The organism is Lentzea waywayandensis (assembly GCF_900115955.1).
GTDB lineage: Bacteria > Actinomycetota > Actinomycetes > Mycobacteriales > Pseudonocardiaceae > Lentzea > Lentzea waywayandensis.
Genome location: NZ_FOYL01000003.1, coordinates 617,680 through 639,197 on the forward strand (window position 1 = coordinate 617,680; position 21,518 = coordinate 639,197).

Consider the following 21,518-nt stretch of genomic DNA (forward strand, 5'->3'; position numbering starts at 1 on the left):
ACTCCGGACATGAACGGATCGATGTCGCGCCGGAGCATTCTCGCCGCGGGTGTGGCGGGCTCAGCGGCGGTTCTGCTCGGCACCGGGAGCGCCTCCGCGGCGACCCTCGTCACCCAGAGCGAGATCAACTCGCAGCCGACCTTCTACGAGGTGAACGGCGCCGCGTCGTCGTTCCGCTACGAGCCGGCGTTCTACGCCCGGCTGGAGACCTGGCACGTCCACTGGCGGAACTGGACGCCGTACCACTGGACCGCGCCGCACAAGATCTACTCCTACGGCGCCTACGTGAACAAGTCCGGCATGCACGGCGAGGGCAGGGCGTTCGACCTCGCGCGCATGCTCATCACGAACCGCGACACGGGGGCGACGTTCACCGCCTTCAACGGCCGGTACGACCAGTGGAAGAGCTCCACCGGCGACGCCCTGCGCACCGCCCGGATCCGGTACTGGGGAACGATGGCGTCCCTGCACTACCACTTCCGGCACGTCATCTCGTACCTGGACAACGCGGAACACCACAACCACGCCCACATCGACAACGCGATCTCGGGCAGCGGCGACTCCAGTTTCAACACCGGCTCGGCGACCCAGACGTACTTCGTCCAGGCCGCCTGCCAGTACATCTGGGGCATCTCGACCGGCATCGACGGCGACTGGGGCCCGCAGACGCAGCAGAACTCCTCCACCGCGCTCGCTCGCGCCGGCTCAGACGGCGTCATCACCACCCAGAGCCGCTGGCTCGCCTTCTGCAAGGCCAGCGCGCAGCAGGCCTGGGCGCTGGTGCCCTGACCTCACGCACGGCACTCCAGCAGCTCCAGGCCGGATCCGCCGCCATAGGCGCTCGGGTCCACTGTGGAGCAGTGCGCGGTGATCCACTCCTGGCGGCCGTTGTCGCCGCGGCCGCCAGGACCGCGACCGCCCATCTGGTCGCCGGCGCCGAGCACGAACTTGAGCCTGCCCTCGGCGACCCACGACTGAAGCTGGTCGACCGACGGCGCGTTGTCCGAGCCGGAGAACCCGCCCATGCCGATCACGACCTCGTCGGAGCCCATGATGAACGGCGACGCCATCTGCGCCGAACCGGCGACCGCGAGGGTGATCTCCGCGCCGTTGCCGTTCTTCTTGGCGTAGTCGAGGACCCGCTTCTGCTCGTCGGTGAGCGTGGTCTGGCCACCAGGGCCGCCCATCATCGGTCCCCGATTTCCCCGGCCGTTGGGTGGCTGCGCCCCGTTGGGCAGCTGCGTGCCGTTCGGTGGCTGCACCCCGTTGGGCGGTTGCTGCCCGTTGCGGAAGATCTGGAAGCCGCCGTTACCGCGCTCGTTCGGCCCGGCAGCGGGCATCACGCCGTTGGAGCTGGCTGTCGCCGCGACGGCGGTCGACCACACGGCGGGTACCAGCAGCACCGCGACCACCGCGGCCACCAGACCGGCCCGGCGCAGGCCGACGAGCAGCACCACGACCGCGACCGCCGCGACCCCGAGCACCGCCCACCGCGCCCAGCCGTGGAACGACGTGTCCCGCGAGACCAGGACGAACGCCCACCCGGCCGTGATCGCGACCGAGAGCGGCAGCAGGAAGCGCACGAAGCTCTTGGCACGCCAGAACATCACGATCCCGGCGGCGCTGATCGCCGCGACGGCCGGCGCGAGCATCGTCGTGTAGTACGGGTGGAAGATGCCCTGCGCGAGGCTGAACACCAGCGCCGTGACCAACAGCCAGCTGCCCCACATGAACCAGCCCGCGCGTTCGGCCGGAACACCCGGAACGCCGCGTCGCCACCGCAGCACGCCCGCCACCGCCACGGTGCCCAGGACCAGCAGGCACAACGGCAGCAGCCACGAGATCTGCCCGCCGACCGAGGCGTCGAACATGCGCGTGATGCCGGGCTGGCCGCCGAACATCGCACCTCCGCCGGGACCGCCGAACTCCATCGGTCCCTGACCGGTGGGCATCTGGCCGGAAGGCAGCTGACCGGGCGACATGCCCTCACTGCCCGGGTTGCCGTCCCCGCCGAAGACCCGCCCCAGGCCGTTGTACCCGATGATCAGGTCCCACGCGCCGCCGTCCGTGCTCCCGCCGATGTACGGCTTGGAACCCGGCCACCACGCGTGCAGCGCCACCCACCAGAACGACGACGCCACCAGCACGCCGCCGGCCGCCAGCAGGTCGAGGATCCGGCGCTTCACGGGAGCCGATGTCCCCACCAGGTAGGCCAGCGCGAACCCCGGCAAGACGATCCACGCCTGGAGCATCTTGGTCAGGAACCCGCAGCCGATGAAGAAAGCGCACCACAGCAACCACTTCGTGCGCGGACGGCTCTCGGCGGACTGAACCGACCGAGTGAAGGCGTACGCGGAAGCGACGAGAAGCAACACCAGCAACGTGTCCGGGTTGTTGTCGCGGTTGATCGCCACGGTGATCGGCGTCAGCGCGAGGATCAGCGCGGCGAGCAGCGCCACCTTCTCGTCGGCCCACAGCCGGACGGTGCGGTGCAACAGGAACACCGCCGCCACACCCTCGATCACCTGCGGCAGCAACACCGCCCAGCCGTGGAACCCGAAGATCCACACGGCGATCGCCTGCGGCCACAACGACATCGGCGGCTTGTCGACCGTCACCACGCCGGCCGGGTCGAACGAGCCGAACAGGAAGTTGCCCAACGACGTCGACATCGCTTTCGCCGCCGCCGCGTAGTACGAGTTGCCGACCTGTCCGGCGCCGATCGCCCACACGTACAGCGCACCGGCCAGCACGCAGATCGCCACGAGAGCCCAGGCGGGCCAACGGGGAGAACGCGAGACGGTCGGCACGTCGGCAGGGGCGGCCACTTCGGCCGTGGCGGTCATGCCTGGTCCTTTCGGTTGTCCCGGCGGAACACCCAGCTCCGCAACAGGAAGAAGCGCCCCACCGTGCCCAGCGCGGAGGAGCCGAGCAGCACCACCAGTTCAAGGGCGCGCGGTGGGTCAGGGGAGACCGCGGGCAAAATGAGCAGCGCGGCCGAGGTGAACGCGTAATAGAGCCCGAACACCACGAAGCCCTGCAGATGTGTCTTGCCGCGGGCGGTGTTGCGGGCCGTGAAGGTGAAGCGCCGATTGGCCTCCGTGTTGAACAGGGTGGTGATGATCAAGGCGACCAGGTTGGCCACCAGTACCGGCCACCACAGCCGGAAGATGCCGTACAGAGCCAGGTTCGCCAGCGTGGAGAGCACGCCGATCACCGCGAACGACAACACCTGCCAGGAGAGCCCGCCCTCGCTGCGGCTCAGCACGGCGTCCGGGTGGATTGCACGGGGCTGAGGTCGTTGGGGCAGCCCGTTCACGCGAGCTGTGCCGTTGGCCTTCGCACGCGCCACGCGGATCAACCCCTTGATGTCGTCGATGGCGGTGCCGACGACGTCGACCCGGCTGTCCACGTCCTCGATCCAGTCGACCGGCACCTCGTGCACGCGCAAACCGTTGTGCTCGGCCAGAAGCAGCAGCTCGGTGTCGAAGAACCACGCCTCGTCGCGTGCCTGGCCGAGCAACGGCCGGACGACCTCGGTGCGCGCGGCCTTGAAGCCGCACTGGGCATCGCTGAACTTCGCGCCGTGCGTCAGTCTGATCAACGCGTTGTAGGCGCGCGACACCAGTTCCCGCCGCGGCCCGCGCACCGTGCGCGAACCCGGTGCCAGCCGTGAACCGATCGCCAGGTCCGAGTGGCCGTTGAGCAACGGCGCGACCAGCGGCAGCAACCCGTCCAGCCCGGTCGACAGATCGACGTCCATGTAGACGACGACCGAGGCCTCGCTGGAGCCCCACGACTCTCTGAGCGCCAGCCCGCGACCCTTGCGGTCGAGGTGGTGCACGCGCACCCGCTCGTACTTCTGCGCCAGGTCCCAGGCGACCTCCAGGGTCGAGTCCGTGCTCGCGTTGTCCACCACCACGATCGACCAGTCGAACGGGAACTGCTCGCTCAGGAACGCGTGCAGCACCTCGACGCATCCGGGCAGCGCGCGTTCCTCGTTGTAGACGGGAATCATGATGTCCACCGTCGCCGTGGCCTGTGCAGTGCTCACCGCCATGTCATCTCCGTTCCACTGTGGACACAGCTGTGACCGTTGTGCAACCGAGCCTGCTGACGTTGTCGTGAGAACGTCCTTGGCTTCTGCTGAGAGAATCGTTAGAGCGCATACACACAGCTGGCTCACAGCGAGGAGCCCTACCGTCTTGCGCATGCGACTGCTCGTGGTGGACGACGACCCGGACGTGCGGGACAGTCTGCGGCGCAGCCTCGAGTTCGAGGGCTACGAGGTCACCACCGCCGCGGACGGAGCCGAGGCACTGGTCCGGCTCGCGGGCGCCGACCTGGCGATTCTCGACCTGATGATGCCGAACCTCGACGGTTCGGAGGCCTGCCGCCGGTTGCGCGCGGCCGGGGAACGCCTGCCCGTGCTGATGCTCACCGCCCGCGACGCGCTGGGCGACCGGGTCACCGGGCTGGACGCCGGCGCCGACGACTACCTGGTCAAACCGTTCGCGCTGGAAGAACTGCTGGCCAGGGTCCGCGCGCTGCTCAAGCAGAACCGGCGGCGCGCGGCCCCGCGCACGCTCCAGTTCGCCGACCTGGGGATGGATTCGGACGCCCGCGAGGTCGTGCGCGGCGGCGAGTGGCTCGACCTGACCCCGACCGAGTTCGACCTGCTGGCGGTCTTCCTGGGCAACCCCGAGCGGTTGCTGACCAAGCAGCACCTCAAGCACGCCGTGTGGGGCAAGGACAACGGCACGAACAACCTCGACGTGTACATCGGCTACCTGCGGCGCAAGACCGAGGCCGGTGGCCGCGCCCGCCTGCTGCACACCGTGCGCGGCATGGGTTTCATCCTGCGCGAGTCGCCATGAGCCGTCCGGTCCTGCTGCGCGGCAAACTCGCGCTGATCACCGCGTGCGTCGTGGCGGTCGCGATCGCCGGGATCAGCGTCGTCACCTGGCTCGCCACCGAGCACAACCTGCGTTCGCAGCTCGACAAGTCGTTGCTCGCGAGCGTGCCACCGCGGATCGGCCAGCCGCTGGAACCGGGGGAACGGCGCGAGTTCAAGATCCGTTGCGACCAGGGCGTTCCGACCGAGGGACTGCAACAGGTCCTGCAGGGCATCCAGACCCTGAACGCCGACGGCAGCACCTGTGCGCCGCCCGGCGTCGACCCGGTGGTCAACGTCGCCGGCGACTTCGTGACGACACCGACGTTCCGCGACGGCATCACCCAGTCCGGCGCCGAGGCACGCGTTCTCCTGCAACCGATGGACACCGGCGAGGTGCTGATCCTGAGCCGCAGCACGGCCGAGATCGACACCACGCTGACCACGCTGGGCGGTGTCCTGGTGGCCGTCTCGATCCTCGGCGCGCTGCTCGTGGCCGGCACCGGGCTCTGGCTGACCCGCCGCGCCCTGGCCCCGATGGAACGCCTCACCGAGACCGCCGAGCACATCGCGCGCACCCAGGACCTGACGACCGAGATCACCGTCGACGGCCAGGACGAGGTGGGCCGCCTGGGCCGCGCCTTCACGGCGATGACCGCCGCACTGGCCGAGTCCCGTCGCCGCCAGAAGGATCTGGTCAACGATGCCGCGCACGAGCTGCGCACCCCGTTGACCAGCCTGCGCACCAACATCGACCTGCTGGTGCGCAGCGAACGAACGGGCCGCGCCCTGCCTCAGCGCGCCGAGGTCCTCGACCGGCTCCAGGCCCAGAGCCAGGAGTTCGGCGACCTCGTCACCGAACTGGTCGTGCTCGCCCGCGACGAACACGAACTGGCCAGCGAACACGTCGACGTGGCCACGGTGATCGACCGGGCCGTCGAACGCGCCCGCAGCCGCGCCCACGACCACCTCTTCGACGTCGATCGCGCCGGCTGGTCGGTCGTCGGCGACGCGAACGCGCTGGAACGCAGCGTGCTCAACCTGCTCGACAACGCGGTGAAGTTCTCACCGGCCAGTTCCACGATCACCGTCCGGTCGAAGCCGGGCTGGCTCACCGTCAGCGACGAGGGACCGGGAGTGCCGTTCGAGCACCGGAACTCGGCGTTCGAACGGTTCTGGCGCGCGCCCGACGCCCGCGGCCTGCCCGGATCCGGTCTGGGACTGGCGATCGTGGCGGACGTCGTGGCCGTGCACGGCGGCAGCGTGCGGTTCGTGCCGAGGCCGCGCGGTGCGTCCGTGCGAATCGACCTGCCCGCCAACTGATCAGACGATCGGCGCTGGTTCGCACGGGTCGCTCTGCACCACGGTGGTGGTATGGACCGCAGACACCGGCGCCCTGCCCTGATGATCACCGCGCTCCTCTCGATCGCGATGTTCACCGCCGGCAACTCCGCCGCAGCTCCCCCGGAAGAACCGTCGAACCACTGGCAGTACGACCACTGGCCGCAGCAACAGCCGTGGCAGCAGTCCCGGGACACCGCGCGTGTGCTGGCGCAGAACGGGTTCCCCGGCCCGATCGACCCGCAGAACTGGGTCAACCCCGACCACATGACGTGGGCACGGGACTACAAGAAGATCCCCGGTACCAACTGGGCCGACCCGGCGGTCAAGGGTTCGGTGCGCACCTTCAAGGGCGCGCTGGTCCTGCTGGACTACCCGAACCAGCCGTTCGTCGTCACGCAGGACAAGAACTCCACGGTGTTCGGCAATCCGAGCGCCGAGGCGAGCAACGTGCCGCGCACCCAGGTCGGGCAGTTCTACCAGGACTTCCTCAACAAGCCGAACGGTCTCAACCGCGGTCACACCGTGCACGAGTACTGGATGGAGACCTCCGGCGGACGCTACGGCGTCGACCTGAAGGCGTTCGGCCCGTACACGATGCCGGGCAAGGACCACGAGTACGCCATGGAGTTCCAGGGCGGAACCGGTTGTCCCGCAGGCGATTCCTGCAACCGCAACATCCGCACCGACGGCCGTGCCGCGTGGGTGGCCGACGTCGGCGCGGAGGTGCCCGCCGGCTACGACTTCACCTACTACCTGTCGGCGGGCCAGGACGAGTCCGGCACGTGGCAGGAGTTCGGGATGATGAAGTTCCGGACCAAGGAGGACGTGACCGACGCCTTCGGCCCGCCGGACCCCGCGCTGCCGAACTGGTCGAGCACTCGTTACGTCGACTGGACTTCCTGGGCGGCGGGCTCGTCGATCTGGCCCAACGCGGGCGGCGGCTCGTCCACCCAGGCCGAGAGCTCCGGCCAGGGCGTCTACGCGCACGAACTGAGCCACATCCTCGGCATCGGCGACAACTACAACAACCCGTACGGCAACCCGCCGCGCCGTGACTACAGCGGCCCGTGGGACATGCTGTCGCGCGGCTCGTTCAACGGCCCAGGCGGCCCGCACTCCCGCTGGACGATCCCGTCGACCGGCGGCGGATCGCTCGGCGCGCAGCAGACGCTGCGCAACAAGATCAAGCTCGGCATCGTGGACGAGAAGAACGTCCTGCGGTTGTCCCGCGAGGCCCTGGCCGGCTCCGGCACGGTCATCGCGAAGATCACCGCGCGCGAGGTCAACCCCGGCGCCACCGGTCTGACCGGCATCAACCTCGCGCTGGGCACCGGCGACAAGACCCCGTCCTGCAACGTCTCCACCAACCCGTTCTGCGACGGTGGCGGCTACAACAACTACACGCTCGAGGTCGTGGACCGGATGGGCGCCGACTCGTTCACCCCGGACTCCGGCGTGATGCTGGCCAAGACCAAGAACGCCGACGCGGCGCCGTTCACGTGGGTGATCGACGCGAACCCGCAGGACATCGGCATGACCGACTACGTCCTGCCCGACGGCACCAAGGTCCCGATCACGATCGGCGACTACCGCCAGCTGTCCGACGCGCTGCTGCACGCGGGCACGAACTCCGGCAGCGAGTTCGAGTTCGTCGACACGGCCAACCGCCTGCACTTCTACGTGCTGGACCTGCAACGCGACTCCCGTGGCGTGCTGTCCTACACGGTGGCGGTCCGGTCGCTGGACGGTGCGGGACCGCAGCAACGCGGCGTGCGGGTCAACCCGACCGCGGCCCGTGCCGGCACCGACGGCGTGGCGACGTGCCGCTTCCCGTTGACCAACACCGGCCGCACGGCGCCTCCCGGTGGCCAGCACCCGGAGCCCGTCGACCAGTACCTCAACGGTGACGTGTACCGCGTGACGGCGAAGGCCGAGAACGGCTGGACCGTGTCGGTGCCCAACGCGCTGGCCACGGCCAAGTTCGGCGGGACTGTCGACGTTCCGGTGCACGCGCAGCGGGGCAGTGGGCCGATCATGTCCAAGGTGACGCTCACGGCCGTGTCGGAGAGCAACCCCGGCAGGTCCGCGACCGCGACCTGCACGGTGACCGGCAGCTAGCGGTGACGGCTCCGGACCGGCCTGCGCCGGTCCGGAGCTTGCCGCGGTGGAACCGGCCCTGACGTGAGCATCACGAAGCACGCCAACAGCAAGATGGCGCCGCACGCCAGCCACGTCAGCGTCTGGACCGTGGAGACCGGTGGGATGACGCCGATGCTGAACAGCAGCAACGGCATGCCGAGCGAGTAGCAGACACCGGCCGCGAACGTCCGGCCCGAGCCGTTGACCAGCAACGGAACCGCGGCGATCCCGGTCAGCACTGCGAACACGAGCCACGCGTACGTCAGCCCGGTGTGCAGCGCGATCGTGACGTCCAGGCCGCCCTTCGCCCGGATCGCGGACTCCAGTTCGGTCGCGTGGCTGAACCCGACGGCGGCCCTTGTCCCCGCGGCGACGGCTGTGAGCAGCAACGACGCCCCCAGGATGGTGCGACCGCGCCGGACGGGATCGACTCGCTTCCTGGTGTCCACGAACCCAGTCTGTTGGCAGTCCCTGGTCGCGTGGCGCCGCACACGCCGAAGTGCACTCAGTGGTGGTACGGGATGCGGGCCATCGGCTCGACCAGTTCGCCCTCCTCATAGGACAGATGCGACAGCAGCGTGTCGGTGAGCAGATCGACCGCCTTCTGCACCTCGCGGATCCGGTGCGGCTCCGCGACCGCGGCCACCAGCGCGGCGTCGAGGCGTTCGAGCACCTCGTGGATCACCTGGTGCTCCTCGGACAGCCGGTCGAGGACCGGTCCGAGGCGTGCGTCGCCCTCTCTGAGCTGCGGGTACAGGCTCGTGTCCTCGAGCGTGTGGTGGATGGTCACGAGGCGGCAGTAGCTCTCGCAGTACGCGCCCATCGTCCAGTTGTTCTGACGCATGGTCATCGTGTTGATCTCGGACCGCGCCTCGCCGACGTCGAGGATGCCGTCCGCGACCTGGGCGACGATCGAACGGACCTTCGTCAGCTCCTCGCGCAGGTGGTTGTGGACCCCGATCAGCTGACGGCCCATCGCCCTGCCCGAAGCGGTGTAGACGGCGTCCGCTTCAGGCGCCGGGCCTTTTGGGCGCGTCGACTCGTCCCACAGAGGTTTCGAACCGCGTTCCTTCTGCACGATCTCGCGCACGGCCGGTGCGACCTCCTCTGCGAACGTGCGCAGCTCGTCGTCGGTATCGACCATCAGGATGAATCCGCTCATGCCGTCGTTGAGTGCCAGTTCAGCGAGTTGTTCCGCGGTGAACTCGGAGCCGATGTTGTAGATCCTGCGGATGTCCTTGGGCTCACGCCCGGCTTCCTGCGCGGCCTCGTCGATGATGGCGTTCATCGCCTTGAGTTGTTGTGGCGGCGCGTACGGGCTCGACGGCAACCAACCGTCGGCGAGGCGCCCGGTGAGGTGGAGCATCCGCTTCTTGTAGGCGCCCAGCCAGATGCCGATGTCGTGCGCGGGGAACGGCCCGGGGCGCGCGCCGTTGAGCGAGTAGTGCTTGCCGTGCAGGCGAATTCCGCGACCGGGCGTCCAGAGTGCCCGGATCACCCCGATGGCCTCTTCGAGTGCCTCGACCGACTCGGCCGGGGTGCGGTGCGGTCCGTTCATGGCGGCGATCGCGTCCCAGAACGCTCCGGCGCCGAGTCCCAGTTCCACGCGCCCGCCGGTGATGACGTCGAGACTTGCCGCTGCGCGCGCAAGCACGGCCGGTGGCCTGAGGGGCAGGTTCGCCACGTTGGGGAACACACGGACGTTGGTGGTGGACGCGGCGATGACCGACAACGACGTCCACGTGTCGAGGTTCGCCGCGTTGTACGGGTGGTCCTGGATGCTGACGAGCTCCAGTCCGAGCACGTCAGCGGCCTGCGCGAGCCGCAGCGTGTCCCCGAACCGCTCGGCGCCGGGCGGCAGGAACACCCCGAACTCGAGTGGGTGGCCATAATCTGTCATGCCGAAAGTATGCCATGCAGATGTTCTGCTTCACAGACGTTCTGTTCGGGCTACCATTGGTCGGGTGACCGCGCTTGAGGACGACTTCGGCTGGACCCTCGGTGTGGTGTTCCGCGCCTTCATCAAGGCCACGAACCAGGCCGTGGGAGATCTCCCGGGCGGTCATCGCGGCTACCAGATCCTCACCGCCGCCACCCGTGACCAGCCGGAAAGCCAGTCCGCGCTCTGCCAGCAGCTGGGCATCGACCGCACCGTCATGACGTACCTGCTCGACGACCTGGAACGAGCGTCGCTGGTCGAACGCCGCCCGGCGCCCACCGACCGCCGCACTCGCCTGATCGTGGCGACCGACGTGGGCCGGGCCCAGTTGGTGGAGCTCGATCGCCGCCTGGAGCACGCCGAGGCGCACGTGCTGTCCGGGCTGTCCTCGGGGGACCGGGAGACGTTCAAGGCGCTGCTCTGCCGGCTGGCCGGTCACGTCAACGAGCTGGACCCGGTGCCGAGCGCCTGCCAGGCCGTGCAGGACATCGCGGCGAGCACGCCCTAGCCGAGGCACCTGTCGACGGCCTCGACGCTGTCGACGACGTGGAACTCGACGCCCATCGCGGCGAAGTGCAGGCGCACCGCGTCGATCTTGTCGGTGGCCCCCTTCGTGTCGAGGACGAGGTGACGGTCGCCCTCGGCGCGTTCGACCACGAGCGCCCAGTCCGGGGTGCAGGTGCCGAGTGGAGTGGCCACCTGGAACGACGGCGGCAGCTTGACGAACGCCTTCACGTCGGCTCGCTCCCGGAGGTGGAGCGCGAAGTTCTGCTCAGCCGAGCCGGACAGCCGCGCCTCGCGCGGGAGCGGCGGACAGTGGCGTTCGACCAGTTCGTAGCGCAAGCCGTTCACTAGGAGCCGCGCGGTGGCGGACTTGATCAGAGCGCTCGCCCTGGTGAGGTAGGCCTGCGGGTTCCGCCGGAACCGCGGCAACGTCCCGGACTCGGTCAGCACGTGCGCCAGCGTCGATCGCGTCAGCCGCGTCTGGTCGGCCAGCACGGAGAGGATGTCCGGAAGGTCTTCGTCGCGGGTGATGCCGACGTGCCGGACCGCCGCGGTGTTCGCGCTCAGTCCACTGTGGTCGATGCGCTGGACGACGTTCGTCCGCCACTCGCTGGTGCGTTCGGGCACCGCGATGTCGTGCAGCGCCTCGACGAGTGCCTTGCGCAGTGCGGCCTCGTCGACGTTCACCCGGTACTCGGTGCGATGGCTGATCCGGTTCCACAGCTCGATCAGTTCGGGGCTTTGCGGGCGTTCGGGGATCACATCGACGTGCCGGTCCGCCCTCGTCACGTCGAGGGGCTTGGCCAGGCGCTTGATCAGTCCCAGGATCACGCCCGACTCGCGCGGCGCGACCGAGTCGACCAGTGCCTTGAGCTCCGGGCTTCGCACCGCCGCGCGCAGACTGTCCTCGACCTTGCCCTGCGCGTCGACGTACCCGGCGTGCCGTAGGGCTTTGAGCACGCTCTCGGCCGTCGCGGCACCGACCGGGCGCATCTGGCCGTCGCCGTCGCGGTACTGGAGCCGGGCGAACCCGTCCACGGTGGCGACACCGAACTCGATGCCCAGGTCTTCGGCGAGTTCGCGTTGGAGTTGTTCGGCGAACTCCTCGTACGACTCGTTGGCGATCACGGTCAGACGGTTGATCGCGAAGCCGTGCTGGCGGTCGCCGTTGCCGTCCACGCACAGGCGCAGACCCCGGCCGACGCTCTGCCGGCGCCACCGTTCGGTGCCCATGTTCCGCAGCACGCAGATCTGGAACACGTTGGGGTTGTCCCAGCCCTCCTGCAACGCCGAGTGGCTGAAGACGAACCTGATGGGAGTGCCCGGGGTGGTCAGCTCCACCTTGTTCCGCATGATCTGCTCGTAGGCGAGACCGGCCTGCTGACGCCCCTTCTCCGAACTTTCCGAGGTGTCGACGAGGCGTTCGCCGGTCGCCTTCCGGTCGACCGAGAAGTAACCCTGGTGGCTACGCCTGGCGTCCGCGATCGGCTCATCGGCTATCCGGGCGTACTCCTCCTCGAAGATGGTGGCGTACTCGCCTGGCTGCGCCTCACCGTTCTGGTAGACGCGGTACTTGGCCACGGAGTCCACGAAGAACAGGCTCAGCACCTTGATCTTCCGCCCCTGCAGGGCGAACTCCCGTTCCTTGCGCAGGTGCTGCCTGATGGTCTGGGCGATCATCTGCCGGGCGCGCTCGCCCGGACTCACCTCCTCGCCGAGCGCGTCTCCGACCCGTAGCGGTTCGGCCACGGTGTCGAACGTGACGGACTCCGCGCCTGGCACGGCACTGATGCCGACGATGTTCAGTCGCTCGTAGCGGGTCAGTTTCGTTGCTGTGGCGAGGTTTCTGCGATCGACCGTGTCCACGGTGACGCCCTTGCGCCCGCCTCCGGCGACGTCCACCTCGACGCGGGCGGTGAACCCGCTCTTCGCGCGCCTCACGCCGAGCAGCCGGACGTAGGGCTGGGTGCTCGACTCGGTGACGAGCGAGTCGATCTCGATCTGCTTGACCAGCTGCTTCTCGTAGGCGGCGATCGCGTCGAGCCGGTAGAGCAGATTTCCCTTGTCGTGCTTGGCATGCGTCGCCGAATAACGCAGCACGGCGAGCGGATTCAGCTCGCCGACGCCCCACCGCCCCGCGCCGGCCTTCCTGCTCGCCGGCCCGTCGTCGCCGTAGACGCTCTGCGGTTCGTCGACGATCACGACCGGTTCGGTGGCGCGGATCAGGTCGATCGGCCGCTCGAAGTCGAGCTCCTCCACCGCCTGATGGATCCGGTTCGTCCTCTTGTTGATCGCCGCGGCCGTGACGATCATGATCTCGACACCGGACGACGCCGCGAACGCGCGGATCCGCGAGATGTTGCCCGCGTCGTGCTGGAACGCCTGCACCGGAGGATTGCCGTAGAGCGCGCCGAAGTGCTCGCGCAGCATGTCCACCGAGCCGGCCGTTCCCTCCTTGATGGCCACCGACGGCACGACGACGACGAACTTCGTGAACCCGTACAACTGGTTCAGCTCGTAGATGGTCCGCAGGTACACGTACGTCTTGCCGGTACCGGTCTCCATCTCGATGGTGAAATTCATCGAGTCGAGCGACGGCTCCGGCGCCAGCCCCGCCCGGTTCTGCACGTCGCGCAGGTTCGCCAGGATCGTGTCCGCGTCAAGACAAAGCCGGTTTCCGCAGCCGGACGTCCCCCGCAACGCTTCCTGCCCGGCGAACAACCCGGTCACGGCGTCGATCGCCGCCAGTTGGTGGTCGAGGTCCTTGGCGAAGGCGAACTTCATCGCGTCAGATGCTCCGCAAGGTGGTGAAGCCGGCCTGCTCCAGCGCGACGGCGAAGTTGAGCTTGGCGCAGTCGTCCCGGAAACCCGTGTCACGGACCACAACGGTGATGTCGGAGTTCGCCGGATTCTCATCCCGCCACGCGACGATCGCCTTGGCCACCTTGTCCGCGCGGTCCGTCGTCACGTCGGCGCCGAAGTACGCGTAGACCGTCCCGCCGACGTTGTAGAGCGTGCTGCCCCCGACCTCGCGGATCTCCACCGGCGTGACCAGGTCCACGCCAAGCCGCAGCATCATCTCCACGAGCAGGTCGTCCGTGCCGCGCCCCTCGACGAGGTTGTCCACCGAGCCCAAGAGGTCCAGCTCGGCGAGCCCGTTCCACGCCTTGATGTTGCTCGTGGCCAGCCGGTAGGAACGGAACCCCGTGTCCACCCGACGCCTGGCGGCGATCTCGGCCCCCGCACGACGCAGCCGTTCGCGCGCGATGCCGGCGATCGTCTCGTACCCGTTCTTCCCGACCTTCTCGTCGAGCTGGACGAGAACGTAGCGCCGTTCGCCGTCGTCGGCCGCGTTGAGGTTCATGACCGCGTGCCCGACAGAACCGGACCCCGCGAAGAAGTCGAGCACGAACGCCTTCTTGTCGCCCTGCGTCACCGCGTTGATCCACTTGGCGAGGACCGACACGTCCTTGGGAAAGTCGAACACCTGCGCCTGCAAAGACTTCGCGAGCGCCTCACTGGCGGTGGCCCGAACCTGCCAGAAGGCGGGCCGAATCGGCTGTTCGCGAGCATCCTCCAGATAGGTCTTCGAGGAGATCGTGCTCTCATGATCCCTGCCGAAGAGGATCAGTCCTTCCGCGATCTTCTCGGCCATGCTCTCCCGCGAGTACCGCCACCCGTTGGGCGGCGCCACCACGGGCCTGCCGGTAACGGGGTGCGGCACGTCGAACATGAGGTTCTCACGCGGGTTCGGGCTGCTCACCGGACTGCGCCGGAAGGCCTTCCCGTGTTCGTCGATCTCCTTGTACTGCAACAGACCCTTCTCGACGTCAGGCTTGGTGTTCCACCACTTCCGGAAGATCTCGGTGGCACGACCGGCATCGTGCCCGGACTCCGCCCAAGCCCGCTTGGACGCGGCCAGCACGAGCTCGTAGCCTTCCTTGGGCTCAACCCACCGCACGTCGTTCCGCACGAGCAGGCCGACATCCTTGGCGTAGATGAGCATGTAGTCGTTGCCACCAGCCGTGAACCGGGCGTCGTTCTTCCCAACCCCTTGCCACACCACGTTCGCGGCAAAGTTCTCAGCCCCAAAAACCTTGTCCAGCAACAACCTCAGCCGCGCATGCTCCGTGTCGTCAATCGCGACGATGACAACACCGGTGTCCTTGAGCAGGTTGTGCGCCACCAACAACCGCGGGTACATCATCGACAACCACCGCGTGTGCCTGGACGCCGCACTACGCCGATCCTGCGCGCGATCAGACCCTTCACCCACCTGCAACGGCCCCAACGCGTCCCGCAACCCCGCTTCGGTCTCGTACTCGGCGATGGTCGACATCCGCGAGTCGTCGTAAACGAAGTCGTTGCCGGTGTTGTACGGCGGATCGATGTAGATGACGTCGACCTTGCCCGTGTAACCGCGGCGCAGCAGGCGAAGCACCTCGAGGTTGTCGCCCTCGATGACGACGTTGCGCGTCGTGTCCCAGTCCACCGACTCACCGGGCCGGGGCAGCAACGTGCCGGTAGCGGGCTCGGCAGACAGCCGGCGAGCCTCACCCATGCCGGGCCAGCGCAACCCGAAGACCTCGGCACCCGGCCGAACCTTCTCCCCGAGGATCTCGCGCAGAGCGTCGACGTCGAGCCCCTGCTCGGTGACCACGCCGGGAAACAGCCGGGCGAGCGCCTCGAGGTTGCCCGCCGCCTCACCGGGGCAGGTCAGGGCGGTGACGGGTGCGAAATCCGCGGCCAAGGGAGGTCTGCCTCCGACGATCGTCTCCAGTGTGGGCCTGCACTGTAGAGCGCCCTACCCGAGCACCGCCCGAACCAGCCCGGCGCTCCCGAAGACCAGCACGAGGGCGAGCAGCATCCACCCCGCCCGAGCGCCCAGCAGCCGCGCGCTCGGAGTTTCCTGCGCGCGTGCTCGGGCGTTGAGCGCTTCGGCGCGCAGGACACACGCGAGCACGCCGAGCCAGATCACGAACACGCCCAGGAACACGGGGTAGCCGAAGATTCCGCCGGCCAGGAGCCCGATGAGGATCGGCGTGAAGACCGCGATCCACAGCGTGCGGAACAGCAGGCTCCATCGACAGGTGGCCACGCATGCCTCCGCTCGCCGGGCACGTCAACTCCAGCTCGGCTACCTTACGTGATCACTCGGGCACTGTCGGTTCATCGAGGCCCGCGCCGGGCGCGCAGGAGCTGACTTCGCGCGACAAGGAGGTGCGGGAAGAGCGTGACGTCTCGCCGCAACAGTCGAGGCAGTAGCAATGACGGTGATCCACTTCCCGTCCAACGCCCAAGAACAGCCTGGTCTTAGAAGAGGATCCCGGGATGGGGGTCTGGGGGGCTTGCCCCCGGCCGGGGTCTGAGGGCTCGGCCCCCAGAAAACGCCCGAAGGTGACCCGGTTCGCGCTTTCCGCGAACACACGATCCGGACTGGTACGTCCCGGTCACTCGTTGGCGCGCGGACGTTCGTTGAGCCAGCAAGCAAGTTGCAGTACTTCTCGCATCGAATATTCCACTTGTCGAGAAGCTATTTGAAATGCAATGTCCCACTAATGAGTGAATGGCGTCTGGGTGGCGTAACAGGCCAAAGTGCTGCCCGATGGGACAGAGGTCCGTAAATTAACTGGTGAAGCGGAGTTTCCATGGAATCTCGACGGCAGTCCAATGGCGTGTCCAGCGGCGAGGAAACGTCACTCCCCAGCGGTGGATTCGAAAGCAAACCGCTACTGAGACGCATCCGGGCCGCAGCTGCAGTGCTCGCGGCGTCGATGGCCCTGGTGCTGGCTGCCGCGGCGCCGGCGCAGGCGTGGACGGGAGGGAATGTCTGGGTCAACTTCGGCTCGTGGAACTGCCCTGCCGGCGGATCTGTGGTTGGCGTCTACTGGGCGGTCGACGCCTATTCGAGTGGGCCCGCCACGGGGGACTGGGGCGACAACGTGATCTACCCGCGCGTGCGGGTCGGATCCGGCTCCCACAACACGCTCAGCTATCAGCTGATGTGCAAGAAGTGGGGCTGGTACACCTATCGTGGCGTCGTCGGCCAGCGCACTCTCACGCCCTACAAGTCTGGCCTCAGCTACACCTACTGACTCGACTTTCAGTCGCGTTGGTGACGAAAAACCTGACCGCGTTGCACCGGTCGTGAATTCGCAAGCCCGGTACTTTGGCTCGATACCCTCGTGGGTGGCGATCGAGATGCTGGGAGATGCCGGTTCGGTCGTCAAAGAGGTGTTGATTCGGGAGGCTGTATAATTTTGCAGACAAGCGGAGAGGCTGCCGATGTCGACGGCCTCTCCGCATGAACCGTTCAAACGTGTCAGAGGGCGAGTTACTCATATCTCTCCGGCTTGAAACTGGACTAGGCGTCGTTGTGGTCCCGGACACCGTGCCAGACAGCCTGCCTGGTCAGATGGATCATGGCTGACACGGTGAGCATCAGCGGTTGTACGAGCACGCCGGGGCATTGTCGATAGTCCAGCCGGGGTTCGCTCGTGCGGCCGTTACGGCCACATCGGCGACGGCGGCCCGTCCGGTCGAACTTGTCGGAGGACGGTGCGGCTGACCTGCGGTTCGCCAACCAGGTCCGGACAGTTTGGCGTGCGTGTGTCCAGACTTGGCTGGCGGAATCCGGGGGCGCGCGGCGGTGACCGACTCCCGAACGCGCATCTCCGAGAATCGGGTGTGCGTCCTGCTTGATGTGGCAAAGTTGGTGCGTGGGGGAGCGCGAGATGGACGACGAGCAGCGCGATCGGATGCACGACCTCAAGCGGTTGACCTGGCGTGGAGTGCTGACCGGTGGCGCGGTTCTGGTCTTCGCGATCGTCGCGGGCGTGCTCCTGCTCAACGACTGGACGGCGTTCCTGTTCTGGGGCTCGCTGAGCCTTGTGCTGACCATCGTCGTGTTCGTCTCGCAGTGGTGCTACATCCGGCGCGGACCGTTCCCGCGGCTGCCCGCGAACATGCGTGATGGCACCACCCCCTCGCCCGACTCGTCCAATGACGGGTAGCCGGTGAGGATCGGTCCGCAGGTGGCTGAGTTCAAGGCGCCGCGCGCAGCGCGGCGACGACGTCCGGATCCGTTCGACGATCTTCCTCTGACGCTGCGGCTGGCGGGTCGGGCCACCGTTTCGACGAGGCCCGGCCCGTACAGAGGAGCCAAGGTGGCCCAACATCGAGCTGAGCAGACGAAACAGGCGAGCGGCTGGTACTCACACCTTGAAGGTGTCTTCGAGTACCAGCCGCTCGCCTGTTGATGTTGCCCGTGTTCTGTGTGCCCCCGGTAAGGCACCACGCAGATCTGCTCGCCACTTCGCCCATGCGCCTGACCGGCAAGTTGGTGCTTGAGACCAGCTTCGTCGTGGACGAGCCGCGGGGTGGGCGATGAACCGCCAGGCAAGCGTGGAGCAGTTGAGCTGCTCGTTCGGGCGGTCACGACGATCATGACCGCGGTCGTGACGAGGACTGCTGACAGCGCGATGTCGGCGCGATCAGCTGCGCCTGCTACGAGAGCAACAGCCGCCCCTGGGACCCGGCCTCTGGCGGGTCATGAACAACATCGACTTCAAGTTCGTCCACGTCGCCGACCTCGGCAGCGGCAGCGCGCCCGCCTGATCCAGGTCCTGCAGCGCTTCGAGGGCGCCACCGGCTTGGGCATCGACATCGCTCAGGGCGCCCTGGACTTCGCGGCCGACGAGGTGGCTGAGGACGAACTCTCGGACCGCATCTCGTTCGCGCTGGACGACGCCCGCAACCTGACGACGGCGAAGCCGGAGTACGAGAAGGTCGAGCTGCTGACGTGCTTCATGATGGGCCACGACTTCTGGTCGCGCGAGAACTGCGTCCGCAACCTGCGTGAGCTGTCCCGAACGTGCGCAAGTTTCTGCTCGGGGACGCCACCTGGACGGTCGGCATCGCGGACGTGGACAAGCCGGCGTTCACGCTCAGGTTCGAGGTCCGGGCACGACATGATGGCGACCTATGTGCCGACGATCGACGAGTAACTCGGGTGTTCGGTGAGGCCGGGTGGCATCTGGACCAGATGCACCGGATGGAGGTTCCGGCGGCTTCGGTGATCTTCGAGTTGAGTTGAGCGGGTCCGGTCGCCCCGACGTGGCTTCACCAGCGCCAGATTGCGGCGACAGTCCCGAGGAAGAACCTCGAACGATGAGGGCCTGCGGAAGGCTGGACCTCAGTCGGTGCCGAGTTTCGTCCTGAGGTGCTGTGGCAACCTCTCACCTGCTGCCGCCCGTAGTTGCTCGACACGACTCTCGTCCTCCTCGACGAGCTCGAGAATCTCGAAGGCGTAGCCTGCCGCGTCGACGTCTCGCCCGGAGAGGACCTCGGCGTAGAACAGCCATAGTCCCTGCCGGGCGGTCGCACGACTTTCCGAGACCAGATCGCGGCCACGGGCGTAGTAGCTGGGGTCGTACGCGGTGTCCCCGACCAGAGCGAGTACCTGGCCGTAATACTCGGCCAACTGGCTTGCCGGCGGGTTCGCCGAGAGGACAGCCAGCAACACCTCCAGCACCGGGAACGACGGTTCCACGAGAACTTCCCCGGCCGGCAGGAAGTGCTCGTCCAGACTCCCCGGATCGGAACCGCCGGCGAACGCCAGCAGTTCCGCCGCGAGATGACCGGCTGACTTGCCACAACCACATCGCATCGCAGCCCAGTCGTGCCGGTCCACCTCGAACCGGACCAGGTCACTGGTCAGTGCCCCCACGCTCCTCCTGGCTCGCCCCTGACCTCCGGTTTGAAGCCCCTTCAACGGGAATGCCGATTGGCAGACCACACACAAGTCTGGGCTCCGGGGTGTGAACGCCGCCCTTGCTCTTGACCGTCCACACCTGACCGAAGTACACGTTTACAGGAACACCGCCCAGTGCGTGGATGGCATGCTCTTAGCGCAGTGTGACACGCCGCAGCCCGTCAGGTTGGTTCCCGACGACGCCAGGGCGATCTCTCCGGTCACCGTGTTCACGCCGCCGACGTAGACGCGGTTCTGGGTGTTCTTCCTGCGGCTGTTCACGGCGAAGTCCTGAATGAGGCTGTCGATCGTGGCCATCTGCCCGTCGACGGTCCAGCCGCTCGGGGCCGGTGGACTTCGAGTGCGTGGTCGATCGAGCCCGCCTCGCCGCGGATGGGGAGGCCTGTCGGGCAGCTGCCTTGGCTTTGCGGATCACCGTTGTGCGTGAGTACAGCGATGGACGCCACACCCACGCGGTAGGTGTGCAGCCCGTCGACCATCAGGTTGTACACCCGTCGGTCCTTGTCGGAGAACGACTGCGTCCGGGACACCGTGGCGGACCGGTTGTCCGCCGTGAGGGACTGGTAGCCGGGCTTCAGGTCCTCGGCGTTGACCCACTTCTGCAGGCTCTCCACCCAGAACGGGTGCTCGTCTGTCGCGACCAACGACCCGTCGCCGGACGTGCTGCTCACCCAGATGGTGACCAGCACGTTGTCCGCCTTGTGCGCCCGGACGTCGGTGACGACCTTGGTGGCCGTCTCCTTCGTCGTCGGGTCCGTGGCCAGGACCGCGTCGTCGACCTGCGCCGACGTGATGGCCTTGCGTGAGCCGTCGGCCATCAGGACCGGGTGGTGCCGACGAAGCTGTTGCTGTCGGCGGGCACCGGCGGGCGGATCGGGCAGGACGCGCCGCCTGAGGCGTCCTGCTTGGCCTCCTTGCCCTTGTCGCCTGCTCGCTTGCGCTTCTTGCCGCCGTCCGCGAGGTCCAGGATCTCCTCGGCGTACGGGACACCCATCGTGGCCAGCGTCTCCGCCACCTGGGCCTGCGCGGCCTCCTTCACGACCTCCTTGCCCACGCCGAGCATGGCGGTCTTGATCGTCTCGTAGACCTTGTTGAGGTCCTGGACGTTCGTCACCGCGATCTGCACGATGCGGGCCGGCGCGTTCGGCATCGCCGAGATGATGTTCTTGGCGTTGGCTATGCGCGGCTTGAGCGCTGCCTTCAGGATCGGGATCGGGTTGGACTTCACGGCTCGGGCGACGGCTGCCGTTCGCTTCACCGCTGCCTGGTAGGCGGCTCTGGCCGCTGCCGCCTTGCGAGCCGCCGCTTCCGCCGCGAGTTTCGCCGCGTCGTCCAGGCCCTTGCCCGCGTTCGGGCCGTCCGGGCGCCTCGGCTGCCTGCCCATCGCCGGGGTCGACCTCGACCTCCTGCTTGACGAGGTGTCGCGACCGCTGTTCGAGGCGCTTCGGCTAGAGATCCACTATGACTACGAAACGAGGACTGCCGTGTGTCGCATCACCCTGACCGGGGACACGGTCCTAGCAGCAGAAAGGGCCGCAACCGAGGCGGTTGCGGCCCTTCCGAAGCAACGCTCTGCTCGTGGTGAGCAGGTCTGCGTGGTGCCCCCGGCAGGATTCGAACCTGCGCTCCCGCCTCCGGAGGGTAGGCGGCATCGGCTACACCGGCCTCCACCTGCATCAACGTTTTCATCGTCGGCCGCGCGATGCTCATCGATCACATCGTTCTCGCTGTTTCGCGGCACAACTGATGGCATGTAAAGCCGCTTCCGCGGCCCGCCGTGGCTACTCAGCGTGGTGCCAGACGATGTAGGTCAGATCACTTCCCGCTGCGAGCCGCGTCCGGCGTGTCGCCTGTGTCGGTGCGAGTGATCCGTCGACCGTGATGACTCTGAGCGGTCGTGGATACGCCTGTGGTGTCATCGGGCC

The 21,518-nt window shown here is 67.6% G+C and carries 19 protein-coding genes; 8 read left to right on the forward strand and 11 right to left on the reverse strand.

The window, feature by feature from the left end; translation table 11 throughout:
- The first annotated feature begins 9 nt into the window (after positions 1–9).
- Positions 10–789, forward strand: coding sequence for a hypothetical protein (locus BM417_RS13640; RefSeq protein WP_093592535.1), 780 nt, complete (start codon positions 10–12; stop codon positions 787–789).
- A gap of 2 nt (positions 790–791) precedes the next feature.
- Here the strand turns inward: BM417_RS13640 and BM417_RS13645 are convergent, their stop codons facing one another.
- Together BM417_RS13645 and BM417_RS13650 are read right to left on the reverse strand one after the other, a co-directional pair.
- On the reverse strand, positions 792–2,846 hold the full coding sequence (locus tag BM417_RS13645) for an ArnT family glycosyltransferase (protein WP_093592538.1): 2,055 nt from the start codon (positions 2,844–2,846) through the stop codon (positions 792–794).
- Positions 2,843–4,060: a bifunctional glycosyltransferase family 2/GtrA family protein gene (locus BM417_RS13650; protein WP_093592541.1), complete on the reverse strand. Its 1,218-nt coding sequence runs from the start codon at positions 4,058–4,060 to the stop codon at positions 2,843–2,845. Before BM417_RS13650 ends, BM417_RS13645 begins: the two co-directional genes overlap by 4 nt.
- A gap of 151 nt (positions 4,061–4,211) precedes the next feature.
- Here BM417_RS13650 and BM417_RS13655 point away from each other — a divergent pair, with 151 nt between their 5' ends.
- From BM417_RS13655 to BM417_RS13665, 3 genes are read left to right on the forward strand one after another with little or no spacing between them, the layout of a single operon-like run.
- Positions 4,212–4,877: a response regulator transcription factor gene (locus BM417_RS13655; RefSeq protein ID WP_093592543.1), complete on the forward strand. Its 666-nt coding sequence runs from the start codon at positions 4,212–4,214 to the stop codon at positions 4,875–4,877.
- A complete protein-coding gene (locus BM417_RS13660) occupies positions 4,874–6,217 on the forward strand; it encodes a HAMP domain-containing sensor histidine kinase (protein ID WP_093592546.1) in 1,344 nt (447 codons plus the stop codon). The genes BM417_RS13655 and BM417_RS13660 overlap by 4 nt, the downstream gene beginning before the upstream one ends.
- Before the next feature lie 51 nt (positions 6,218–6,268).
- Positions 6,269–8,356: a M6 family metalloprotease domain-containing protein gene (locus BM417_RS13665; RefSeq protein ID WP_093592549.1), complete on the forward strand. Its 2,088-nt coding sequence runs from the start codon at positions 6,269–6,271 to the stop codon at positions 8,354–8,356.
- On the opposite strand, the gene BM417_RS13670 is transcribed toward BM417_RS13665, so the two are convergent.
- Together BM417_RS13670 and BM417_RS13675 are read right to left on the reverse strand one after the other, a co-directional pair.
- Positions 8,353–8,826: a hypothetical protein gene (locus BM417_RS13670; RefSeq protein WP_093592552.1), complete on the reverse strand. Its 474-nt coding sequence runs from the start codon at positions 8,824–8,826 to the stop codon at positions 8,353–8,355. The two genes, BM417_RS13665 and BM417_RS13670, sit on opposite strands and share 4 nt — an antisense overlap.
- A gap of 56 nt (positions 8,827–8,882) precedes the next feature.
- Positions 8,883–10,277: an LLM class flavin-dependent oxidoreductase gene (locus tag BM417_RS13675; RefSeq protein WP_093592555.1), complete on the reverse strand. Its 1,395-nt coding sequence runs from the start codon at positions 10,275–10,277 to the stop codon at positions 8,883–8,885.
- Positions 10,278–10,341: 64 nt separating this feature from the next.
- Between BM417_RS13675 and BM417_RS13680 the strand changes: the two genes are divergently transcribed.
- Positions 10,342–10,824 (forward strand): MarR family winged helix-turn-helix transcriptional regulator, encoded by a 483-nt coding sequence (locus tag BM417_RS13680; RefSeq protein ID WP_245821906.1) that lies wholly within the window; start codon positions 10,342–10,344, stop codon positions 10,822–10,824.
- On the opposite strand, the gene BM417_RS13685 is transcribed toward BM417_RS13680, so the two are convergent.
- The 3 genes from BM417_RS13685 to BM417_RS13695 are packed head-to-tail and all read right to left on the reverse strand — an operon-like array spanning position 10,821 to position 15,918.
- Complete coding sequence (locus BM417_RS13685; RefSeq protein WP_093592561.1) at positions 10,821–13,604, reverse strand: restriction endonuclease; 2,784 nt, start codon at positions 13,602–13,604, stop codon at positions 10,821–10,823. The two genes, BM417_RS13680 and BM417_RS13685, sit on opposite strands and share 4 nt — an antisense overlap.
- A gap of 4 nt (positions 13,605–13,608) precedes the next feature.
- On the reverse strand, positions 13,609–15,570 hold the full coding sequence (locus tag BM417_RS13690; RefSeq protein WP_093592565.1) for a site-specific DNA-methyltransferase: 1,962 nt from the start codon (positions 15,568–15,570) through the stop codon (positions 13,609–13,611).
- A gap of 54 nt (positions 15,571–15,624) precedes the next feature.
- Positions 15,625–15,918, reverse strand: a complete 294-nt coding sequence (locus BM417_RS13695) for a hypothetical protein (RefSeq protein WP_093592568.1) — start codon at positions 15,916–15,918, stop codon at positions 15,625–15,627.
- A gap of 550 nt (positions 15,919–16,468) precedes the next feature.
- On the opposite strand from BM417_RS13695, the gene BM417_RS13700 reads away from it, so the two are divergent.
- The 3 genes from BM417_RS13700 to BM417_RS13710 all read left to right on the forward strand — a co-directional run bounded on the left by BM417_RS13700 (position 16,469) and on the right by BM417_RS13710 (position 18,826).
- Positions 16,469–16,915 carry a hypothetical protein gene (locus tag BM417_RS13700; RefSeq protein ID WP_143138635.1) on the forward strand — a complete coding sequence of 149 codons (447 nt, stop codon included), beginning with the start codon at positions 16,469–16,471 and terminating at the stop codon, positions 16,913–16,915.
- A gap of 624 nt (positions 16,916–17,539) precedes the next feature.
- On the forward strand, positions 17,540–17,833 hold the full coding sequence (locus BM417_RS13705) for a hypothetical protein (RefSeq protein ID WP_143138636.1): 294 nt from the start codon (positions 17,540–17,542) through the stop codon (positions 17,831–17,833).
- A gap of 639 nt (positions 17,834–18,472) precedes the next feature.
- A complete protein-coding gene (locus BM417_RS13710) occupies positions 18,473–18,826 on the forward strand; it encodes a hypothetical protein (protein ID WP_093592576.1) in 354 nt (117 codons plus the stop codon).
- A 188-nt stretch (positions 18,827–19,014) separates the two neighbouring features.
- Here BM417_RS13710 and BM417_RS13715 read toward each other — a convergent pair whose 3' ends face one another.
- The 4 genes from BM417_RS13715 to BM417_RS47735 form a co-directional block, all read right to left on the reverse strand.
- A complete protein-coding gene (locus tag BM417_RS13715; RefSeq protein WP_093592579.1) occupies positions 19,015–19,548 on the reverse strand; it encodes a hypothetical protein in 534 nt (177 codons plus the stop codon).
- A gap of 141 nt (positions 19,549–19,689) precedes the next feature.
- Positions 19,690–19,854, reverse strand: a complete 165-nt coding sequence (locus tag BM417_RS13720) for a hypothetical protein (protein ID WP_177320418.1) — start codon at positions 19,852–19,854, stop codon at positions 19,690–19,692.
- The gene (locus BM417_RS13725; protein WP_093592585.1) at positions 19,851–20,411 is read right to left on the reverse strand and encodes a polymorphic toxin-type HINT domain-containing protein; all 561 of its coding nucleotides are present in this window, start codon (positions 20,409–20,411) and stop codon (positions 19,851–19,853) included. Before BM417_RS13725 ends, BM417_RS13720 begins: the two co-directional genes overlap by 4 nt.
- Complete coding sequence (locus tag BM417_RS47735) at positions 20,411–20,977, reverse strand: hypothetical protein (RefSeq protein ID WP_093592588.1); 567 nt, start codon at positions 20,975–20,977, stop codon at positions 20,411–20,413. Before BM417_RS47735 ends, BM417_RS13725 begins: the two co-directional genes overlap by 1 nt.
- Between the last annotated feature and the right edge of the window lie 541 nt (positions 20,978–21,518).